This is a genomic window from Streptomyces sp. NBC_00433 (genome assembly GCA_036015235.1).
GTDB lineage: Bacteria > Actinomycetota > Actinomycetes > Streptomycetales > Streptomycetaceae > Actinacidiphila.
Genome location: CP107926.1, coordinates 4,785,591 through 4,804,332, shown reverse-complemented (window position 1 = coordinate 4,804,332; position 18,742 = coordinate 4,785,591). Strand labels below are relative to the sequence as shown.

Genomic DNA, 18,742 nt, shown 5'->3' with positions numbered 1-18,742 from the left:
GGCGATCACGGCGAACGCGAGGAGCGCCACGACCACCACGAACACGCCGGACGTGTTCCACGTGGAACATCAGCGCGCGCCTTCCACCGGGCGCCCCGCCGGCTGACCGGCGGCGGCGGTCGCGATGTGCTGCGTGCCGATCCGCTTGCGGAACACCCAGTACGTCCACCCCTGGTAGAGCAGCACCAGCGGAGTGGCGATCACGGCGCACCACGTCATGATCCGCAGCGTGTACGGGGTCGCCGAGGCGTTGCTGACCGTCAGGCTCCAGGCGCTGTCGAGCGACGAGGGCATGACGTCGGGGAACAGGCTCAGGAAGAACAGCGCGACGGTCGCCGCGATGGTCACCCCGGAGAAGGCGAACGACCAGCCCTCCCGCCCCGCGGCATTGGCGCCCAGCGCGAGCGCGAGGGCGACCGCGGTCACGACCAGCGCGACCAGGCTGCGGCCGTTGCCGCTGTCCGCCTGGGTCCAGATCAGGAAAGCCATGGCCAGCACCGCCGCGACCGCGCCGATCCTGGTGGCGGCCGCCCGCGCCCGCTCGCGGATCGGCCCGACCGTCTTGAGCGAGGCGAAGACGGCACCGTGGAAGGTGAACAGCGCCAGCGTCACCAGGCCGCCGAGCAGGGCGTAGCCGTGCAGCAGGTCCCAGAAGCCGCCGACGTATTCCTTGTCGGCATCGATCTTCACGCCGTGCACGATGTTGGCGAAGGCGACGCCCCACAGGAAGGCCGGCAGCAGCGACGTCCAGAAGATCGCGTGCTCCCAGTTGCGCTGCCAGCGCTCGTCGTCCCGCTTGGCGCGGTATTCGAAGGCGACCCCGCGCACGATCAGGCAGACCAGGATCACCAGCAGCGGAAGGTAGAAGCCGGAGAAGAGGGTGGCGTACCAGTCGGGGAAGGCCGCGAAGGTCGCGCCGGCCGCGGTGAGCAGCCAGACCTCGTTGCCGTCCCAGACCGGGCCGATGGTGTTGATCAGCACGCGCCGCTCGGTGCGGTCGCGGGCCAGCAGCTTGGTCAGGACGCCGATCCCGAAGTCGAAGCCCTCCAGGAAGAAGTAGCCGGTCCACAGAACGGCGATCAGGACGAACCAGACGTCGTGCAGATGCATGATCTTTCCTCCTGCCGCTCAGTACGAGAAGGCCATCGGGCGGTCGTCGGCGTCCGCGCCGTCGTTTCCGCCGCCGATACGGGTGGGGGTCTGCCGGTCCGCGTCGGTCAGTTCCGGCGGGCCCGCCTTGGCGTACTTCAGCATCAGCCGGATCTCGATGACGGCGAGGACGGCGTAGAGGCTGGTGAAGACGATCAGCGAGGTCAGCACCTCGCCGGTGGACACCCCGGGGGAGACGGCGTCGCGGGTGCGCAGTACGCCGTAGACGACCCAGGGCTGGCGGCCGGTCTCGGTGAAGATCCACCCCCAGGAGTTGGCGATCAGCGGGAAGACCATGGTCAGCAGCGCCAGCCGCCAATACCAGCGGGACAGGGCCGGCCCGAAGCGGGTGCCTCTGGTGAGCATCAGGTTCGGCACCTCGTCCTCACCGGTCCGGTGCTCGGGCGCCACCCACAGCCTGCGCCGGGTGAGCCACAGCCCGGCCGCGCCGACCCCGATCGAGACGACGCCGAAGCCGATCATCCAGCGGAAGCCCCAGTATTCGACCGGGATGTTCGGCCGGTAGTCGCCGGGGCCGAACTTCTGCTGCTCGGCCTTGTTCACGTCGTTGATGCCGCCGACGTAGGAGGTGAAGTTGTCGGTGGCGAGGAAGGACAGCAGGTTGGGGACGTCGATCGCGACCTCGTTGTGGCCCTTGTTGACGTCGCCGACGGCGAATATCGAGAAAGGCGCGCCCTTCTGGCCGTCCCACAGCGCCTCGGCCGCAGCCATCTTCATCGGCTGCTGCTTGAACATCACCTTGCCGAGCGTGTCGCCGCTGATCGCGGTGAGCGCGCCGGCCACCACCGCGACCACCAGCGCCAGCCGCAGCGAGGAGCGCATCACCGCGATGTGCCGCTTGCGCGCCAGGTGGTAGGCGGCTATGCCGATCATGAAGGCGGCGCCGGTCAGGAAGGTCGCGGACATGGTGTGGAAGAACTGCGCGAGCGCGGTGTTCTGCGTCAGCACGGCCCAGAAGTCCGTCAGCTCCGCCCGCTTGGTCTTCGGGTTGTAGCGGTAGCCGACCGGGTGCTGCATCCAGGAGTTGGCGGCCAGGATGAAGTACGTGGAAAGGATCGTCCCGATCGAGACCATCCATATGCAGGCCAGGTGGATCCTCTTCGGCAGCTTGTCCCAGCCGAAGATCCACAGGCCGACGAAGGTCGACTCGAAGAAGAACGCGATCAGTGCCTCGAAGGCGAGCGGGGCACCGAAGACGTCGCCCACGAAGCGCGAGTAGTCCGACCAGTTCATGCCGAACTGGAACTCCTGGACGATGCCCGTCACGACGCCCATAGCGATGTTGATCAGGAAGAGTTTGCCCCAGAATTTGGTGGCTCTGAGGTACTTGTCCTTGGAGGTACGCACCCAGGCGGTCTGCAGGCCCGCGGTGAGCGCGGAGAGCGAGATCGTCAGGGGGACGAAGAGGAAGTGGTAGACGGTCGTCACGCCGAACTGCCACCTGGCGACGTTCAGTGGCTCCAGTGCGAGCTGCACGATACGTCTCCTTTGCGTCGCGCTTGTGAACGTGAACTCATTCACAAGCAGTATCACGCACATGCGTTCGCCCCCTGCCACCGGGGGGTGGTCAGGGGGCGAAAGTGCAGGTCAGAGCCGCCGCGCAGGGGCTGTGGGACGGCGCCGGAGTCAGAGCTCCTTGCGGAACGCCTCGGCGGTACGCAGCAGCAGGTCGTTCGCCGCCGTCTCGCCGACGGTGATCCTCACTCCCTCGCCCGCGAAGGGCCGGACCGTCGTTCCGGCCCGCTCGCACACCGCCGCGAAGTCCTCCGTGCGCTCCCCCAGCCGCAGCCAGACGAAGTTGGCCTGGGTCTCCGGCACCGTCCAGCCCTGCGCGGCCAGCTCGTCGACCACCCGGGCCCGCTCGGCGACCAGGCCCGCGACCCGCTCCAGCAGCGCGGGCTCGGCCCGCAGGCTCGCCACCGCCGCGTCCTGGGCGAGCTGGCTCACCCCGAAGGGCACCGCGGTCTTGCGCAGCGCCTCCGCCACCGGCTCGTGCGCGATGGCGAAACCGATCCGCAGCCCCGCCAGGCCGTACGCCTTGGAGAAGGTCCGCAGCACCGCCACGTTCGGCCGCTCCCGGTAGAGGTCCGTGCCGTCGGGCACCTCGGGGTCGGTGATGAACTCGCGGTAGGCCTCGTCGAGCACCACCAGCACATCGCCCGGCACCCGGTCGAGGAAGCGCTCCAGTTCCGCCCTGCGCACCACGGTGCCGGTGGGATTGTTGGGATTGCAGACGAAGATCAGCCGGGTCCGGTCGGTGACCGCGTCGGCCATCGCGTCCAGGTCGTGCCGCTCGGCCGCGTCCAGCGGCACCTGCACCGGCCGGGCGCCGCTGATCCGGGTGATGATCGGATAGGCCTCGAAGGACCGCCAGGCGTAGACCACCTCGTCGCCCGGACCCGAGGTCGCCTGCAGCAGTTGCTGCGCCACCCCCACCGAACCCGTCCCGGTCGCCACATGCTCGGCCGGCACCCCGAAACGCTCCGCCAGCTCGCCGGTGAGCGCCGAACACGCGAGGTCCGGATAACGATTGAAGGACGCCGCGGCGGCGGTGGCCGCCTCCAGGACACCGGGCAGCGGCGGGTACGGGTTCTCGTTCGAGGACAGCTTGAAGGCCGGCACACCCTCCGCGGCCGCCGGCGGCCGGCCCGGCTTGTAAGTGGGGATACCGTCCAGTTCCGCGCGCAGCTTGGGGGTCTCGGGGCTCATGGCCACACCCTACGAGGACCGCGCCGACCTGGGGAGTGCGGTGCGCCACAGGCTTCTGCGGCGCCCCTGGGCGCCGTGGCGGACCCCAGCCGGGGGTGGCGCCGGGCGGCCGCTTCGCGCCACCCCGGCCGGTCGCGCGTTCTTGCGCGACGGCCGTGCGCCACCCCATGCTCCGGTGGCGCGCGGGGTGGCGCGCATCCCCCGTAGGAGTGAGTTGCCGCGAAGGCTTCTCTTGGGCCAATGGCCCACAGATCGCCGCGCTCGCGCCCGTATCGCCTCAACTCACGGTCTGCCGCCTGCATATTCCACATTGCATAACGAATTCGATCATGCAGAAACCTTCCTTCTGAGTGTCCGACAGGATGGCGGCCGAGCGGACCAAGGCCGCCCTACTATCGGCAACGCCATGACAGCAGCAGGGAATCACCAGGCGAGCCGGCCCGTCGGACGCCGGCTGGAACGAGCGGGGATCAGGGATGTCGCCGCTGCCGCCGGCGTCTCGATCACGACTGTCTCCGACGCGCTCAACGGCAAGGGCCGACTGCCCGACGCCACCCGACGCCATGTCCGTGAGGTCGCCGACCGGCTGGGCTACCGCCCCTCCGCCGCCGCCCGCACACTGCGCACCGGCAGGTCGGGCCTGATCGGCCTGACGGTGACGACATACGGCGAAGAACCGTTCACCTTCACCGAATTCGCGTACTTCGCGGAGATGGCACGAGCCGCCACCTCCGCCGCGCTGGCCCGCGGCTACGCCCTGGTCATCCTGCCCGCCTCCTCACGGCACGACGTGTGGGGCAACGTGGCGCTGGACGGCACGGTCGTCGTCGACCCCTCCGACCAGGACCCGGTGGTCACCGAACTCGTCCGGCAGGGCGTGCCGGTGGTCAGCGACGGCCGCCCGGCCGGCAGCCTGCCCGTGCACGCCTGGGTCGACAACGACCACGAGGAGGCCGTGCTCGGCATCCTCGACCACCTCGCGGCCGCCGGCGCCCGCCGGATCGGCCTGCTCACCGGCACGAGCACCGACACGTACACCCGGCTGTCGACCACCGCGTATCTGGAATGGTGCGAGCGCATCGGCCAGGAGCCGGTCTACGAGGCCTATCCGGCGCACGACCCGTGTGCCGGCGCCGTTGCCGCGGACCGCTTACTCGCCCGCCCGGACCGCCCCGACGCCGTCTACGGGCTCTTCGACCCCAACGGCACCGACCTGCTCGCCGCCGCCCGCCGCTACGGCCTGCGGGTGCCCGACGACCTGCTGCTGGTCTGCTGCAGCGAGAGCACCGGCTACGCCGCCACAGAGCCGCCGATCACCACCCTGTCGCTGAAACCGCGCAGAATCGGCACCGCCGTGGTGCAGCTGCTCATCGACGCCATCGAGGGCGTGGGACCGGCCCACCCCGTGCAGCAGGTGATGCCGACCGAGCTGATCATCCGCACATCCTCCCAGCGCCGCCCGCACCGCAGCACCGTCAGCCCGCCGCGCGCCCCCGCCCGGGGGGAGGGTTAGAAACGACGTCCGGACGGAGCCGCCGCGCGGCGCCGTCCTTCGTCAAGGCTTCGTATTCCAGCGGTGACTACGGGGTGTTTTGTCTGCACCCTGCGAAATCCAGCTGCCCGGGTATGTCACAACGCGACAGCGTCATTCCTATGATGGGCGGATGGCGGCGCGATCGTGGAGGGGTCGATGACTCAGGGGGCAGGTCAGGGGGCCGAGCCCGGGACCGCGGAGAGCTGGCGTCCCGAGGCGGCTTTTGAACGCGCGGCAGGCTACGAGCACGCGTTGGGCGCCCCACCCGCGCCCGCGTACGAGCAGCCCGCGAGCGTCGCCTACGAGCACGGGCAGGAGCAACCGGCGGGCGGCGCCTACGAGCACGCGCACGAGCCGGCCGGCGGCTACGGCCACGAGGCGGCCGCGGACTTCGGCCGTGAGCACGGGTCCGCGGCGGGCTACGGCCACGGGCAGGAGAGCGCGGCCGGCGGCTACCCGGCGCCCGCGCCGGCCTTCGACGGCGCCCCGTCCTTCGACAGCGCGCCCCCCGCGCCCGCGCACCTCCCGACGGTGCCCGCGCCGCCCCGGCCGTACGACCCGACCGAGCCCGACACGCAGCCGGCCCCCGCCGAGTACACCCCCACCGTCCGCGACCTGCCGGTGCTCGGCGACCCCTCGGAGACGGTCGGCGACCGGCCGGAGCGCCCCGGGCCGCTCTACGTCGTCGGCGATGTGCACGGCTATCTCGACGAGTTGCTGGCCGCGCTCGGCGAGCGCGGGCTCGTGGACAGCGAGGGCCACTGGTCGGCGGGCAGCGCCCGGCTGTGGTTCCTCGGCGACTTCACCGACCGCGGCCCTGACGGCATCGGCGTGATCGAGCTGGTCATGCAGCTGTCCGCGGAGGCCGCCGCGGCCGGCGGATACTGCCGCGCCCTGATGGGCAACCACGAACTGCTGCTGCTCGGCGCCCACCGCTTCGGCGACACGCCCGTCAACTCCCCGGGCGGCACCGCATCCTTCCTCGCCGCCTGGCGGCTCAACGGCGGCCAGCCCTCCGACATGGAGCGGCTTGAGGACCGGCATCTGACCTGGATCTCCCGGCTGGACGCCGCCCACCTCACCGACGGCCACCTGCTGGTGCACTCCGACACCACCGCGTACCTGGACTACGGCAGCAGCATCGAGGAGATGAACGACGCGATCACCGGCGTCCTGCAGCGCAACGACGCCGACGAGTGCTGGGACCTCTTCCGCAAGCTCACCAAGCGCTTCGCCTTCCGCGGCGAGGACGGCCCGGACGCCGCCCGCGAGATCCTCGGCATCTACGGCGGCCGGCGGGTGGTGCACGGGCACAGCCCGATCCCCTACCTGCTCGGCGAAGCCGGCGGCGAAGTGCCGCAGGACGGCGAGGAGCGCGGCTACGCGGTGAGCGGTCCGATGATCTACGCGGACAGTCTCGCCGTGGCGATGGACGGCGGAGTCACGATGGAAGGACGCCTGCTGGTTGCCCAACTCCCGCTGATTGGCTAGCCTCCACATTTCCTGGTTGCACCCTGTCACGGTCTGACCTCCCCGCTCTACCATCGCTTTATCCGTAGGCACACCGCTCTCCGCGCATCCGGCCGGCCGAGCCCGTTCCGTTGACGGAACACCGGCCTCGCTCGGGGAGTCGGAGCATCGGGGGACGCACATGACCACCGCTCCACACCTGCTCAACGAAGACCGCCCCGATTTCGAGCACGTACTGGGCGAAGCCCTGCGCATCGTTCTGGACGAGGACGACGCGCAGGGCCCGGGACGGCCGGACGGCGCCGCGGGCGGCGGCCTGCCGCTGAATGCCGAGCAGTTGCGCACGCTTGCCCTGGCCGCCGCCGAGCAGATCAGCGGGCAGGCCGCCGCGGAATACGACGCCTACCGCACGCTCCGCGCCGACACGCGCGAGGCAGCGCGCGAGACGGCGCGGACCCGGGACAGCCGGGCCTTCGGCTACGCCGCCATGGGCGTCGCGGACGGCGCCGGATCGGGCGCCGGCCTCGCCGCCGTCATCGCCGTCCTGACGCCGCTGCTCGCCGGAGCCGCGGCGGTGATCTTCCTGCTCATCGGCTACTCCATGGCCGCGGTGCACCCGCAGCCCGCGATCGCCTCGCCGCTGCGCACGGCGGGCTGGTTCTTCGCCGCGGTCACCGCCGCGGCGATCCTGCTCGGCGGCATCGGGCTGCTGCTGACCGCGCTGCGGGACGGCTCCGGCGCCATCCACGACTCGCCCGACGGGATGCCCCCCGAGGTGGCGCGGGCCCGCGAGACGTGGCATCAGGCGCTGCTGGACCGCGGTCTGCTGCCCTTCCTCGACGACGCGCTGAGCGAGACCCCGGCCCCCGCCGCGCCGGCCCAGGCGCCCTCCGCGCCGCGGATGCCGCGGCTGGGCTATTCGCGCCCCGACTTCTCCTCGCCGCAGGACCCGCGGCCGACCGCGCCGCGCTTCAGCAGCCCGGATTTCAGCAGCCCGGATTTCAGCAGCCCCGACTTCGGCAGCCCGGACTTCGGCGGACCGGACCACGCGCCGGAATGACACCGCGGCCGCGACGCCGTGAGTGCCCCGGTTGGCCGACCCCGGTCGCGGCCGGCGCGGGACGTTGTTTGACTCATCCCGTACCTGGTCAGACGGGAGAAGCCCATGCGCGTCCGCCGCACGCTCGCCGCCCTGTGCACGATCGTCCCGCTGGTCTGGGCGGCCACCGGCTGCTCGGACACCTCGGCGGGCCGGATCACCGCCACCCGCGGCCTGGCCTTCGCCCAGACCATCAGCAACCCGATCCACGGCAAATGCCACTCCTTCGCCCCGCGCGGCGTGGACCGGGTCAGCAACAACCTCGGCATCGACATCGTCCTGCACAAGGGCACGGGCTGCACCGACCCGGTCGGCCGCCCCAGTTCCTACCTGGTGTCGACCTACTCCGCCAGCGCGGTCGTCTCGCTGGGCCTGTGGCGGAGCTTCTCCACGGTCGGCTGGCCCTCGCCGGTCTCCCCCAACTGACGTCCCTGACGGCCGCTCAGCGGCATTGAGGCCGCCGCCCGGGGAAGCCCGCGTGCGCTTCCCCGGGCAGCGGCGAACGTGCGGGCGGTCAGTCCGCCAGCGGCAGGTAGACGCGGTTGCCCGCGGCGGCGAACTCCCGGGACTTCTCCAGCATGCCGGCCTCGATGTCGGCGTCGGACGACGGCGCGGCCAGGTCGGGGGCGAACTGCTCCGTGATGCTCCTGCTGATCTTCATCGAGCAGAATTTCGGGCCGCACATCGAGCAGAAGTGCGCCGTCTTCGCCGGTTCCGCCGGCAGCGTCTCGTCGTGGAAGGCGCGGGCGGTGTCCGGGTCGAGGGCCAGGTTGAACTGGTCCTCCCAGCGGAATTCGAAGCGGGCGTCGGACAGGGCGTCGTCCCAGGCCTGGGCGTCGGGGTGGCCCTTGGCGAGGTCGGCGGCATGGGCGGCGATCTTGTAGGTGATCACGCCGGTCTTGACGTCGTCGCGGTCGGGCAGGCCGAGGTGTTCCTTGGGGGTGACGTAGCAGAGCATCGCGGTGCCCCACCAGGCGATCATCGCGGCGCCGATGCCGGAGGTGATGTGGTCGTAGGCCGGGGCGATGTCGGTGGTCAGCGGGCCCAGGGTGTAGAAGGGCGCCTCCTCGCAGATCTCCTGCTGGAGGTCGATGTTCTCCTTGATCTTGTGCATCGGGACATGGCCCGGGCCCTCGATCATGGTCTGCACCTGGTGGCGCTTGGCGATGGTGTTCAGCTCGCCGAGGGTGCGCAGCTCGGCGAACTGCGCCTCGTCGTTGGCGTCGGCGATGGAGCCGGGGCGCAGGCCGTCGCCGAGCGAGTAGGTGACGTCGTAGGCGGCGAGGATGTCGCACAGCTCGGCGAAATTCTCGTAGAGGAAGTTCTCCTTGTGGTGGGCCAGGCACCAGGCCGCCATGATCGAGCCGCCGCGGGAGACGATGCCGGTCTTGCGGCGGGCGGTGAGCGGCACGTAGCGCAGCAGGACGCCGGCGTGCACGGTCATGTAGTCGACGCCCTGTTCCGCCTGCTCGATGACGGTGTCCTTGTAGATGTCCCAGGTCAGTTCCTCGGCGCGGCCGTCGACCTTCTCCAGGGCCTGGTAGAGCGGGACGGTGCCGATGGGGACGGGGGAGTTGCGCAGCACCCACTCGCGGGTGGTGTGGATGTTGCGCCCGGTGGACAGGTCCATGACCGTGTCGGCGCCCCAGCGGGTGGCCCACGTCATCTTCTCCACCTCCTCCTCGATGGAGGAGGTGACCGCGGAATTGCCGATGTTCGCGTTGACCTTCACCAGGAAGCGCTTGCCGATGATCATCGGCTCGCTCTCCGGGTGGTTGACGTTCGCCGGCAGCACGGCCCGCCCGGCGGCGATCTCGTCACGCACGGTCTGCGGCGGGACGTTCTCGCGCAGGGCGGCGTATTCCATTTCCGGGGTGATCTCGCCGCGCCTGGCGTAGGCGAGCTGGGTGGCCGGCTGCCCGTCGCGGGCCCGCCGGGGGAGCCGCGGGCGGCCGGGGAAGACGGCGTCCAGATTGCGCAGGCCGCCGGGGGCGGTGCGCTTCATGCCGTCGTCCTCGGGGCGCACCGGGCGGCCCGCGTACTCCTCGGTGTCGCCGCGGCCGATGATCCAGTTCTCCCGGACCGGGGCGAGGCCCCGCCGGACGTCGGTCTGCACCGACGGGTCGGTGTAGGGGCCCGATGTGTCGTACAGCGTCACATCGCGCCCGTTGGTGAGGTGCACCTGGCGGACCGGGACCGACACGTCCGGCCGTGAGCCGGTGAGATACGCCTTGTGCCAGCCGATTTCGCGCGTGCGTGCGTCCTGCGTGGTCATGAGACCTACTCCCTACGCCGGCATTACCCGGTAACAGGTTCGTCGGTCGGCGCAGCTGTCGCGTCGGCGTGATGCCGCTTCCGCTTTCAGCGCCCTCTCAGCCCGGTGCTCCGAGCTCCCGCGTTTGCAAAGGTGGCCCCAACGGTAGCGGTTGGGTACATACAGGCACCAGGGGCCCTTGCGATGATCGGCCCGCGGACTCCCCCCATGAGCACGCGCACCGCCCGCCGACCGGCGGCGACATCCCGCACCAGGCCGGCGCAGGCAACGGCGGCGTATATGGCCGAGCCGACGCACATGGCCACGCCGGCGCACACGGCCACGCACACCGGCGCGGCGGGGACGCCGGCAGGTGACGCGTGCCAGAAGGCGACGATCGAGGTGGCCTCGGGGCCCGACAAGGGCACGGCCTCCACCGAGGTCGTGCAGCCCGACCAGACCCGCCGCTACACGGCGGGCGAGGGCGTCGTCCTGGCCTACGCGCCCACGGCGCCGCCCGGCCTGCGCTATTCGGTCACCGATGTGCAGCGCGGCTTCCCGCCGGCGCTGCCGGCGGGGGGATCCGGATTAAGGGCGTCCTGCTCGCCGGTGTGATCATCGGCTCACTCGGTGTGCTGGACGACGTGACGGTCACCCGGGTCGCCGCGGTGTGGGAGCTCAAGGACGCCGACCCGGGCGCGAGCCGGCGCAAGCTCTACGGGGCCGGCAGCGGCCCGCGGATTCCGCGCCCGCCGCGGGACCGGCACGCGGCGGCCCCGCACGTGCAGTCGCCGCCGGTGGCGGGGGCCACCGGCGGCGAGGGAAGTGAACGGGCGGGGGGCGCGGCGGCCCTCACCAATCGCGCTTCGACGACTTCGAGGACGACCCGCCCGACGTGACGCGCTTCACGACCAGGACCAGCGCCCCGACCAGGATCACGAACACGACCACCTTGAACAGCAGGCCGATCACGAAGCTCACCAGGGCCGCGACCAGAGAACCGAAGACCACCAGCGCGATCACCGGGACGGCGACCCACTTGACCCACCACGGCAGGCCCTTCAGCAGCTTGTCCATGACGCCTTGACTCTCCTTCGTCCCCGCACCCGGGTCGGTCCGGCGGTTCTTCCGCCGATACTTCGACTGTAGGGCCACTCCTGCCCCGAGCGGAGGCCCCGGACGCCGGATACGACCCTGAAGGCACCCCTAGGGCTCCGGCGGGGAGAAGACCACCATGACCCTGAGATCCTCGGTGACGTGGTGGAAGCGGTGCGCGGTGCCGGCCGGCACGTAGACCACGCTGCCGCGCGCGACGGTCGTCGTCTCCTCACCCACGGTGATCGCGGCCCGGCCGCTGACGACGAGGTAGACCTCGTCCTGGGCGTGCGGCTGCTGCGGGTCGCTCTCGCCCGCCTTGAGCGCGTAAAGCCCGGCCGACATGGTGCGTTCCTTGAGAAAGCGCAGGTAAGCGCCCTGGTTCGCGGCCCGTTCCGCGTCCAGGTCGTCCAGCCGGAACACCTTCATGGCCACTCCTCCGCTGCGGTCGGGCTACGGTTCTGTTCGGTCTCTTGTTCTGCTGATCAGGTCTGCGACGATCACACCATGAAGAATTTCATCGTCAAAACGCTGGCGAACGCCGGGGCCCTCGGCGTCGCCACCTGGGTGATCAAGGACATCACCCTCACCGGCGACTCCACGTCGCGCAAGGTGCTGAGCCTGATATTGGTCGCCCTGGTCTTCGGCGTCGTGAACTGGCTGGTGAAGCCGATCGTCAAGGTGCTGTCCTTCCCGCTGTTCATCCTCACCCTGGGGCTGATCACGCTGGTGGTGAACGCCCTGATGCTGCTCCTGACGTCGTGGCTGGCGGGCAAGCTGGACCTGGACTTCCATGTGCACGGCTTCTGGACCGCGGTGGTCGGCGGCCTGATCGTCAGCGTCGTGTCCTGGGCCCTGCACGTCGTCCTGCCGGACGACGAGTGACCGGCGCTCAGGGGGGCACGGAATCTCCCGGGGGACCGGGGGGCAGCGAGCAGCACGGCGGGACCGCGGACGGCGGTCCCGGCGACAGTACGCGCAGCGTGCACGCGGGCCGGCCGCCGTCGACGGCGTACGAGCCGTCGCTGCCCGGACCGGTCTTCGTCTCGCATTACCACCTGCCCGGTGAACCGACCGGGCCCTACGTCTACGGCCGGGACGACAATCCGACCTGGGAGCGCCTGGAGCAGGCGATCTCGGAGCTGGAGGCGCCGGGCGACCCCGAGGTCGGCACCGCGGTCTTCGCCTCGGGCATGGCGGCCGTCGCCGCGGTGCTGCTGTCGCAGGTGAAGGCCGGGCAGACGGTCCTGCTGCCGTCGGACAGCTACCAGACGACGCGCGCGCTGCGCGAGCGCCTGGAGTCGTACGGCGTGACCGTGCGGCTCGCGCCGACCGCGGGCGACGCCCAGCTGGCCGCGATGGAGGGCGTCTCGCTGGTGTGGCTGGAGACGCCCTCCAATCCCGGGCTCGACGTGTGCGACATCCGGCGGCTGGCGGACGCCGCCCATGCGACGGGCGCGCTGGTCGCCGTCGACAACACCCTTGCCACTCCGCTGGGACAGCGGCCGCTCTCGCTGGGCGCGGACTTCTCGGTGGCCAGCGGCACCAAGGCGCTCAGCGGCCACGGCGACCTGCTGCTCGGCTATGTCAGCACCAGGGACCCGGATCTGGCCGCAGGCGTGCGGTACTGGCGCAAGACGGTCGGCGCCATTCCCGGGCCGATGGAGGCCTGGCTCGCGCACCGGTCGATCGCGACCTTCGCTCTGCGCGTGGACCGGCAGTCGACGAATGCCGTGGCTCTTGCCACGGCATTGCTCAAACGCCCCGAAGTGAGTGATCTGCGGCACCCGGGGCTGCCGACCGACCCCTCGCACGAGGTGGCCACCCGGCAGATGCGCCGCTTCGGGTGTGTGGTGTCCTTCACCCTGCCCGACCGGGCGCACGCCGAGCGCTTCCTGGCCGCGCTGCGGATGACGTCGGAGGCCACCAGCTTCGGCAGCATCCAGAGCACCGCGGAGCGCCGGGCCCGCTGGGGCGGCGACGCCGTGCCGCCGGGCTTCGTCCGCTTCTCGGTGGGCATCGAGGACCCCGACGACATCGTGGCCGACGTGCTGGGCGCGCTGGACGCGGCGGCGACGCGGTGACGGCCGCGGGCGCCTTACGGACACGGGCCGGGCGTGCGTGCTCACAGGGCGCGCACAGCCCGGTCCCGCGCTTCGATTGACGGCCGCGGGCACGTTTGCCCCCGGGCCGACCGCGGCAGATGTCTGGCATGCCCCCGGATCCACAGCCCAGCCCCGCCACCCGCCCGGTGGTCAAGCGCACCGCCCGAGCCCTGGTCTTCGACGGTGACCAGCTCGTCCTGATCAAGCGCACCAAGCCCGGCATGGCGCCCTACTGGGTCACGCCCGGCGGTGGCGTCGAGGACGACGACGCCGGTGTCGTCGCCGCCCTGCACCGCGAGATCGACGAGGAGCTGGGCGCCAAGATCACCGACGTGGTGCCCGCCTTCGTCGACACCGTCGAGCACATCTCGGACGACGGTTCGCACGGCGTGAAGGTGCAGTTCTTCTTCGCCTGCCGGCTGGAGTCGATGGATCTCGACCGGCGGCACGGTCCCGAGGTGGACGACCCCTGCGGGGACTACGAGGTGGTGCGGGTGCCGTTCAGCAGGATGGGCATCGCCTCGGTGGGCATCGTGCCGCTGACCCTGCGGCACTACCTGGACGCCAATATCGAGGGCGTGCTCGGACTGCTCGGGCCCGAGCTGGGCTGAGCGGCGGGCGAATGCGGCGCGCGAGGTCCCGGGCGCGCGCCGAGCCCCGCGACCGCGCGTATGAGGTCCGCTACGGGATCGTCCCGTAGCGGACCTATCTTGCTACCCTCGACGCATGACCACGGATTCCGCCCTCGCACCCTCGCAGGACGCCGGCTCCGCCGACCTGTCGTTCCTGCTCCAGCACACCGCCCACGTGCTGACCACGCAGATGACGGCCGCCCTCGCCGAGATCGGCATGTCGCCGCGGGCGCACTGCGTGCTGGCACATGCCGCGCAGACCGAGCGGACGCAGGCGCAGCTCGCCGAGCTGTCCGACCTGGACAAGACGACGATGGTGGTGACCGTCGACCAGTTGGAGCGGGCCGGTCTCGCCCAGCGGGTGCCGTCGGCGACCGACCGCAGGGCGCGCATCATCCGGGTGACCGCGGCGGGCGCGGACGTGGCGGCAGCAGGGCAGGAGATCGTCGACCGGGTGCACGAAGACGTCCTGGGCGCGCTGCCCGAGCCGGAGCGCTCGGCCTTCGTCTCGGCGCTGAACCGGCTGGCCACCGGGCATCTCGCGGCGCCGGCCGACTCCCCGGAAGGCGTCCAGGGGGTGCGCCGCCCGCGGCAGGCCCGGCAGTGAGCGGCACAGGGACGGACTGCGTAAGCCCGTAATAGATAGTCTTCAACAAAACCTTCTGCTACGGTCAGTCCTGGCAATCCATCCGCCAGGAGGCGACCTCATGCCACTGTCTTCCCGTTCCCGCGGCGCAGCCCTCGCCGTACTCAGCGCGGGCACCCTCATGATCATCCTGGACGGCACGATCGTGACCGTCGCGCTGCCGTCAATCCAGCGCGACCTGGGCTTTTCCCAGTCCGCCCTGGCCTGGGTGGTGAACGCCTACCTCATCGCCTTCGGCGGCCTGCTGCTGCTGTCCGGCAGGCTCGGCGACCTCATCGGGCGCCGCCGCATCCTGGTCGGCGGGCTGGCCGCGTTCACCGCCGCATCGCTGGCCTGCGGCCTCGCCGACTCTGCCGGCCTGCTGATCACCGCCCGCTTCGTCCAGGGCGCCGCCGGTGCGATGGTCTCCGCGGTCAGCCTGGGCATGGTGATCGCCCTCTATCCGGAGCCGAGCGGGCGCGGGCGGGCCATGGGCGTCTACAGCTTCGTCCAGTCGGCGGGCGGTGTGCTCGGATTGCTGGCCGGCGGCATCCTCACCCAGGCCGTGAACTGGCACTGGATCTTCTTCGTCAACCTGCCGATCGGCGCGGCCGCTGCCGTGCTCAGCCTGCGCCTGCTGCCGGACGACCGGCCGGCCGGCAGGTCCGTCAGCGGGTCCGCCGGGGAGCCGGGCAGCCCGGTGCGCGGCGCCGACGCACCCGGCGCCCTGCTGGTCACCGCCGCCCTGATGCTGGGCGTCTACACCATCGTCGGCACCGCCGACCACGGCTGGACGTCCGCGTCCACCCTCGCCTTCGGCGCGGTCTCGCTGGCGCTGCTGGCCGGCTTCCTGGTCCGGCAGGCCAAGGCGCCGCAGCCGCTGATGCCGCTGCGGCTCTTCCGCTCCCGGCTGGTGACCGGCGCCAACGTCGTGCAGGCGCTGATGGTGGCCGGCGGCTTCGGCTTCCAGTTCATGGTCACCCTCTACCTCCAGCGCGTGCTGGGCTACGACCCGCTGCGGATCGGCCTGGCCATCGCGCCCACCGGGCTCGTCATCGGCGTGATGTCGCTCGTGCTGTCGGCCAGGCTGGGCGCCCGCTTCGGCGAGCGGGCGGTGCTGCTGCCCAGCCTCGCGCTCTTCGCCGGCGGCTTCCTGCTGCTGGCCCGGGTGCCCGCGGGCCACGCCTCGTACGTCACGGACGTCCTCCCGGCGACGCTGGTCTTCGGGACCGCCTTCGGCCTTGCGATGCCGGCCCTGATGACACTCGGCATGTCCGACGCCACGCCCGCCGACTCCGGTCTGATCTCGGGCGTCTTCAACACCGCCCAGCAGATCGGCGCCGCGCTGGGCCTGGCCGTGCTCGCCGCGCTGGCCAGCGCCCGCACCGACCACCTGACCGCCGCGGGCCACTCGCAGGCCGCGGCCCTGACCGGCGGCTACCACCTGGCCTTCCTGGTCGCCGCCGGCCTGCTCGCGGTGGCGACCGTGGCCGCCGCCCTGCTGCTCAGGGCGCCGGTACGCGGCGGCGCGGCGGGCATGCCGGCCGCCGCCTCCGACGAGGTCAGTGCCAGCCGGGAAAACCGCCGGGCAGCGGAGCCGACGGCTCGTAGGGCTCGCGCGTGAAGACGAAGGAGCCGAGGTCGAGATGGCTGACCGAGCCGTCCGCCGCGCGGACCGCCCGCAGCGTCTCGCCCGCGTAGTAGCCCTCGCGACCGGTCCAGGTCCCGTCATGTTCCACGTGGAACCGCGTGGCGCGGCCCTGGCCGGTCAGCGGCTTGAGGCTCGGCCCGCCGTCGGCGTCGATCCGCAGCGAGAAGCCCTGGGTGCCCCAATACCAGGGGCCAGCCAGCTCCAGCACGTCCGGGGCGAGCGTGTCGGCGGGGCGCCAGGCGGCGGGCAGTCCCGGCTCGGCGTCGGCGGTGATCGCCAGCAGGTCGGCGGCGATGGCGCCGATCTGCGGCCCCGAGGTCGCGTTGGTCAGCGCGACCGCGCCGACACCGTCCTCGACGCTCACCCAGACCGTTGCCAGGAAGCCGGGCATCGAACCGGTGTGGCCGGCCAGCAGGCGGCCGCCGCGCCGGGCCAGCTGCAGGCCGAGCCCGTAGCCGCTGTCCATGTCCGCGGCCTCGGGCGGCGCGGCGGGCTGCCGCATCTCCTCCAGCGTCGCCGCGCCCAGCACCCCCTCCCGCCCCGCCATCAGGAAGGCCGCCCAGCGCGCCAGATCACCGGCCGTCGACCACAACTGCCCGGCAGGCGCCATCCGCCCGGTGTCCTGTACGGCCTCGGGCCGCATCACATCCGCCCACGGGTGGACGGCGAAGCCGCCGGCAGCGGGAGCCTGCGGCAGCAACGTCGTCCGCGCCATGCCCAGCGGATCGAGCACCTCGGCCTGCAGCGCCTCGCCCCACGGCACCCCGCGCACCTGCTCCACCAGGGCGCCGAGCAGGGCGAAGCCGGGGTTGGAGTAGTGGTAGCGGCGCCCCGCCGGGTGCTTGACCGGGTCGGCGCCGAGCACATCCGCCAGCTCGGGCCGCAGCGTCCCCGGGGTGCGCTCCCACCAGGGCCCCGGCGTCTCGGAGGCGATGCCCGAGGTGTGGCTGAGCAGCTGGCCCACCGTCAGCCGCCCGGCCGTGGCCGGCCCGCCCGCGCCCGCTTCCACCGCCGTTTCCGGCAGATGGCGGCTCAGCGGGTCGGTCAGCTCCAGCAGCCCCTCGTCCCGCAGCCGCATGACCAGCACAGCGACGAAGGACTTGGTGATCGAGCCGATGCGGTACTGGGTGTCGGCGTCAGGCGCGTGGCCCTCGATCATGCTGCGCGAGCCGGACCAGACCATCGCCCCTTCTCGCACGACCGCCCCGACCAGTGAGGGAGTACGCCCTTCGCTCTGGCCCACCGCCACCCGGTGCAGCAGGGCCCGCCGGGTGGCGGGAAGCAGCTCCCCGCCGCCACTCGCTCCGATTCCCGATCCGCCGTCCACGGTCACCCGCCGTCACGTCCTTCCGCCGTCGCTGGCCGAGCGGGCGTCAGGCCCGCGCGTCATTACGGTAGTCGGCGGGGCCGAAGCGCACCGACACGATCGACATCCGCATCGACCGCACCCCGGGCAGCAGGTGCGAGACCGGGGCGATCGCGTAGACGCCGCGGCCGCGCGGCAGCGGCAGGCTGCGGACGTCGGCGATCCGCGGCGAGGCGGTGGCCACCTTCGGATATTCCTTGGTGTCCATGCCCCACTGCCAGCGCGGGGCGCGGTAGCCCCCGGCGGGTTCCGTGCCGGCGGCCTGGTTGCGGGCCACCATCCCCCGCGGCAGCGCGTCGAAGAGGAACGAACCGCCCGGGAAGCGCTCCGCGCAGGCCGCGATCAGCCGCTTGACGTCGCGCGGCGGCAGGTACATCAGCAGGCCCTGCGCGGTCACCAGCACATCCTGCGGCGGGGTGTCGTCGCCGACCTCGTCCATCCAGCGCAGGTCGAGCGCCGAGCAGGCCACCGTTCGGCGCCGCGGCGGGTCGTCGGGCAGCAGCTTCCCCCGTACCTCCACCGTCTCGGGCAGGTCCACCGTCAGCCAGTGCACCCGGCCGTCGTCCACCCGCCAGAACTGCGTCTCCAGGCCCTCGCCGAGCGCCACCACCGTGCCGCCCGGATGGGCGGCGAGGAAGCGCCGCACCTCCCCGTCGAGGCAGGCGACCCGCAGCGCGTGCCACTGGGACATGCCGTCGCCGCCGAAGCGCTCGAAGGGGTAGTCGATCCGCTCGACCAGCTCCACCGAGCGCGGGTCGTCGAGCACCCGCTTGCCGGGGCGGGCGGCCTCCACCGACCGCTGGTAGAGATTCCACAGCAGCGTCTCGGGGACGCCCTCCAACTCGACCGTGATCCGGCCCGGTTCCCTGTCCTGGCGCTTGTTCGCTTGCCTGTCCTCGTCCATTCCCCCAGGTTCCCATCCGGGCGGGCCGGAGTGCGGGACGGGAGCGCTCCCAGGTCAACTCACCGTCAAAGCAAGCGTTTTCACCCGCCGCTACGTGTCAGAAAGGTTGACACCCCCCAGGGCCGGGC

The 18,742-nt window shown here is 71.7% G+C and carries 17 protein-coding genes, 1 pseudogene and 1 riboswitch; of the genes and pseudogenes, 10 read left to right on the top strand and 8 right to left on the bottom strand.

The window, feature by feature from the left end:
• Positions 1-69 precede the first annotated feature (69 nt).
• The 3 genes from cydB to hisC form a co-directional block, all read right to left on the bottom strand.
• Positions 70-1,110 (bottom strand): cytochrome d ubiquinol oxidase subunit II, encoded by a 1,041-nt coding sequence (cydB, locus tag OG900_20415; GenBank protein WUH92240.1) that lies wholly within the window; start codon positions 1,108-1,110, stop codon positions 70-72.
• An 18-nt stretch (positions 1,111-1,128) separates the two neighbouring features.
• Positions 1,129-2,646 carry a cytochrome ubiquinol oxidase subunit I gene (locus OG900_20410; GenBank protein ID WUH92239.1) on the bottom strand — a complete coding sequence of 506 codons (1,518 nt, stop codon included), beginning with the start codon at positions 2,644-2,646 and terminating at the stop codon, positions 1,129-1,131.
• 150 nt (positions 2,647-2,796) lie between these two features.
• Complete coding sequence (gene hisC, locus OG900_20405) at positions 2,797-3,879, bottom strand: histidinol-phosphate transaminase (GenBank protein WUH92238.1); 1,083 nt, start codon at positions 3,877-3,879, stop codon at positions 2,797-2,799.
• Between the two features lie 406 nt (positions 3,880-4,285).
• Here hisC and OG900_20400 point away from each other — a divergent pair, with 406 nt between their 5' ends.
• From OG900_20400 to OG900_20385, 4 genes are all read left to right on the top strand, one after another.
• Positions 4,286-5,392 carry a LacI family transcriptional regulator gene (locus tag OG900_20400; protein WUH92237.1) on the top strand — a complete coding sequence of 369 codons (1,107 nt, stop codon included), beginning with the start codon at positions 4,286-4,288 and terminating at the stop codon, positions 5,390-5,392.
• A 552-nt stretch (positions 5,393-5,944) separates the two neighbouring features.
• Entirely contained in the window at positions 5,945-6,904 is a 960-nt protein-coding gene (locus tag OG900_20395) for a metallophosphoesterase (GenBank protein WUH95852.1), read from the top strand.
• Positions 6,905-7,064: 160 nt separating this feature from the next.
• On the top strand, positions 7,065-7,943 hold the full coding sequence (locus OG900_20390) for a hypothetical protein (protein WUH92236.1): 879 nt from the start codon (positions 7,065-7,067) through the stop codon (positions 7,941-7,943).
• A gap of 105 nt (positions 7,944-8,048) precedes the next feature.
• Positions 8,049-8,408 (top strand): hypothetical protein, encoded by a 360-nt coding sequence (locus tag OG900_20385; protein ID WUH92235.1) that lies wholly within the window; start codon positions 8,049-8,051, stop codon positions 8,406-8,408.
• Positions 8,409-8,496: 88 nt separating this feature from the next.
• On the opposite strand, the gene thiC is transcribed toward OG900_20385, so the two are convergent.
• Positions 8,497-10,257 (bottom strand): phosphomethylpyrimidine synthase ThiC, encoded by a 1,761-nt coding sequence (gene thiC / locus OG900_20380; protein ID WUH92234.1) that lies wholly within the window; start codon positions 10,255-10,257, stop codon positions 8,497-8,499.
• Positions 10,250-10,389, bottom strand: a riboswitch (TPP riboswitch). It overlaps the preceding gene by 8 nt.
• A 228-nt stretch (positions 10,390-10,617) precedes the next feature.
• On the opposite strand from thiC, the pseudogene OG900_20375 reads away from it, so the two are divergent.
• A pseudogene (locus OG900_20375) lies at positions 10,618-10,961 on the top strand (YibE/F family protein).
• A 127-nt stretch (positions 10,962-11,088) separates the two neighbouring features.
• Here the strand turns inward: OG900_20375 and OG900_20370 are convergent.
• Complete coding sequence (locus OG900_20370) at positions 11,089-11,313, bottom strand: DUF5326 family protein (protein WUH92233.1); 225 nt, start codon at positions 11,311-11,313, stop codon at positions 11,089-11,091.
• A gap of 129 nt (positions 11,314-11,442) precedes the next feature.
• Positions 11,443-11,760 carry a cupin domain-containing protein gene (locus tag OG900_20365; protein WUH92232.1) on the bottom strand — a complete coding sequence of 106 codons (318 nt, stop codon included), beginning with the start codon at positions 11,758-11,760 and terminating at the stop codon, positions 11,443-11,445.
• Between the two features lie 78 nt (positions 11,761-11,838).
• Between OG900_20365 and OG900_20360 the strand changes: the two genes are divergently transcribed.
• From OG900_20360 to OG900_20340, 5 genes are all read left to right on the top strand, one after another.
• Positions 11,839-12,216 carry a phage holin family protein gene (locus OG900_20360; protein ID WUH92231.1) on the top strand — a complete coding sequence of 126 codons (378 nt, stop codon included), beginning with the start codon at positions 11,839-11,841 and terminating at the stop codon, positions 12,214-12,216.
• Positions 12,213-13,415 carry a cystathionine gamma-lyase gene (locus tag OG900_20355; GenBank protein ID WUH92230.1) on the top strand — a complete coding sequence of 401 codons (1,203 nt, stop codon included), beginning with the start codon at positions 12,213-12,215 and terminating at the stop codon, positions 13,413-13,415. Before OG900_20360 ends, OG900_20355 begins: the two co-directional genes overlap by 4 nt.
• Positions 13,416-13,543: 128 nt before the next feature.
• The gene (locus OG900_20350) at positions 13,544-14,047 is read left to right on the top strand and encodes an NUDIX hydrolase (GenBank protein WUH92229.1); all 504 of its coding nucleotides are present in this window, start codon (positions 13,544-13,546) and stop codon (positions 14,045-14,047) included.
• Between the two features lie 115 nt (positions 14,048-14,162).
• Positions 14,163-14,675: a MarR family winged helix-turn-helix transcriptional regulator gene (locus OG900_20345; GenBank protein ID WUH92228.1), complete on the top strand. Its 513-nt coding sequence runs from the start codon at positions 14,163-14,165 to the stop codon at positions 14,673-14,675.
• A 100-nt stretch (positions 14,676-14,775) separates the two neighbouring features.
• Positions 14,776-16,317, top strand: a complete 1,542-nt coding sequence (locus OG900_20340) for a DHA2 family efflux MFS transporter permease subunit (protein WUH92227.1) — start codon at positions 14,776-14,778, stop codon at positions 16,315-16,317.
• Here OG900_20340 and OG900_20335 read toward each other — a convergent pair.
• Entirely contained in the window at positions 16,256-17,677 is a 1,422-nt protein-coding gene (locus OG900_20335; GenBank protein WUH92226.1) for a beta-lactamase family protein, read from the bottom strand. The two genes, OG900_20340 and OG900_20335, sit on opposite strands and share 62 nt — an antisense overlap.
• Positions 17,678-17,717: 40 nt before the next feature.
• Positions 17,718-18,614, bottom strand: a complete 897-nt coding sequence (locus tag OG900_20330) for a class I SAM-dependent methyltransferase (protein ID WUH92225.1) — start codon at positions 18,612-18,614, stop codon at positions 17,718-17,720.
• Positions 18,615-18,742: the final 128 nt, after the last annotated feature.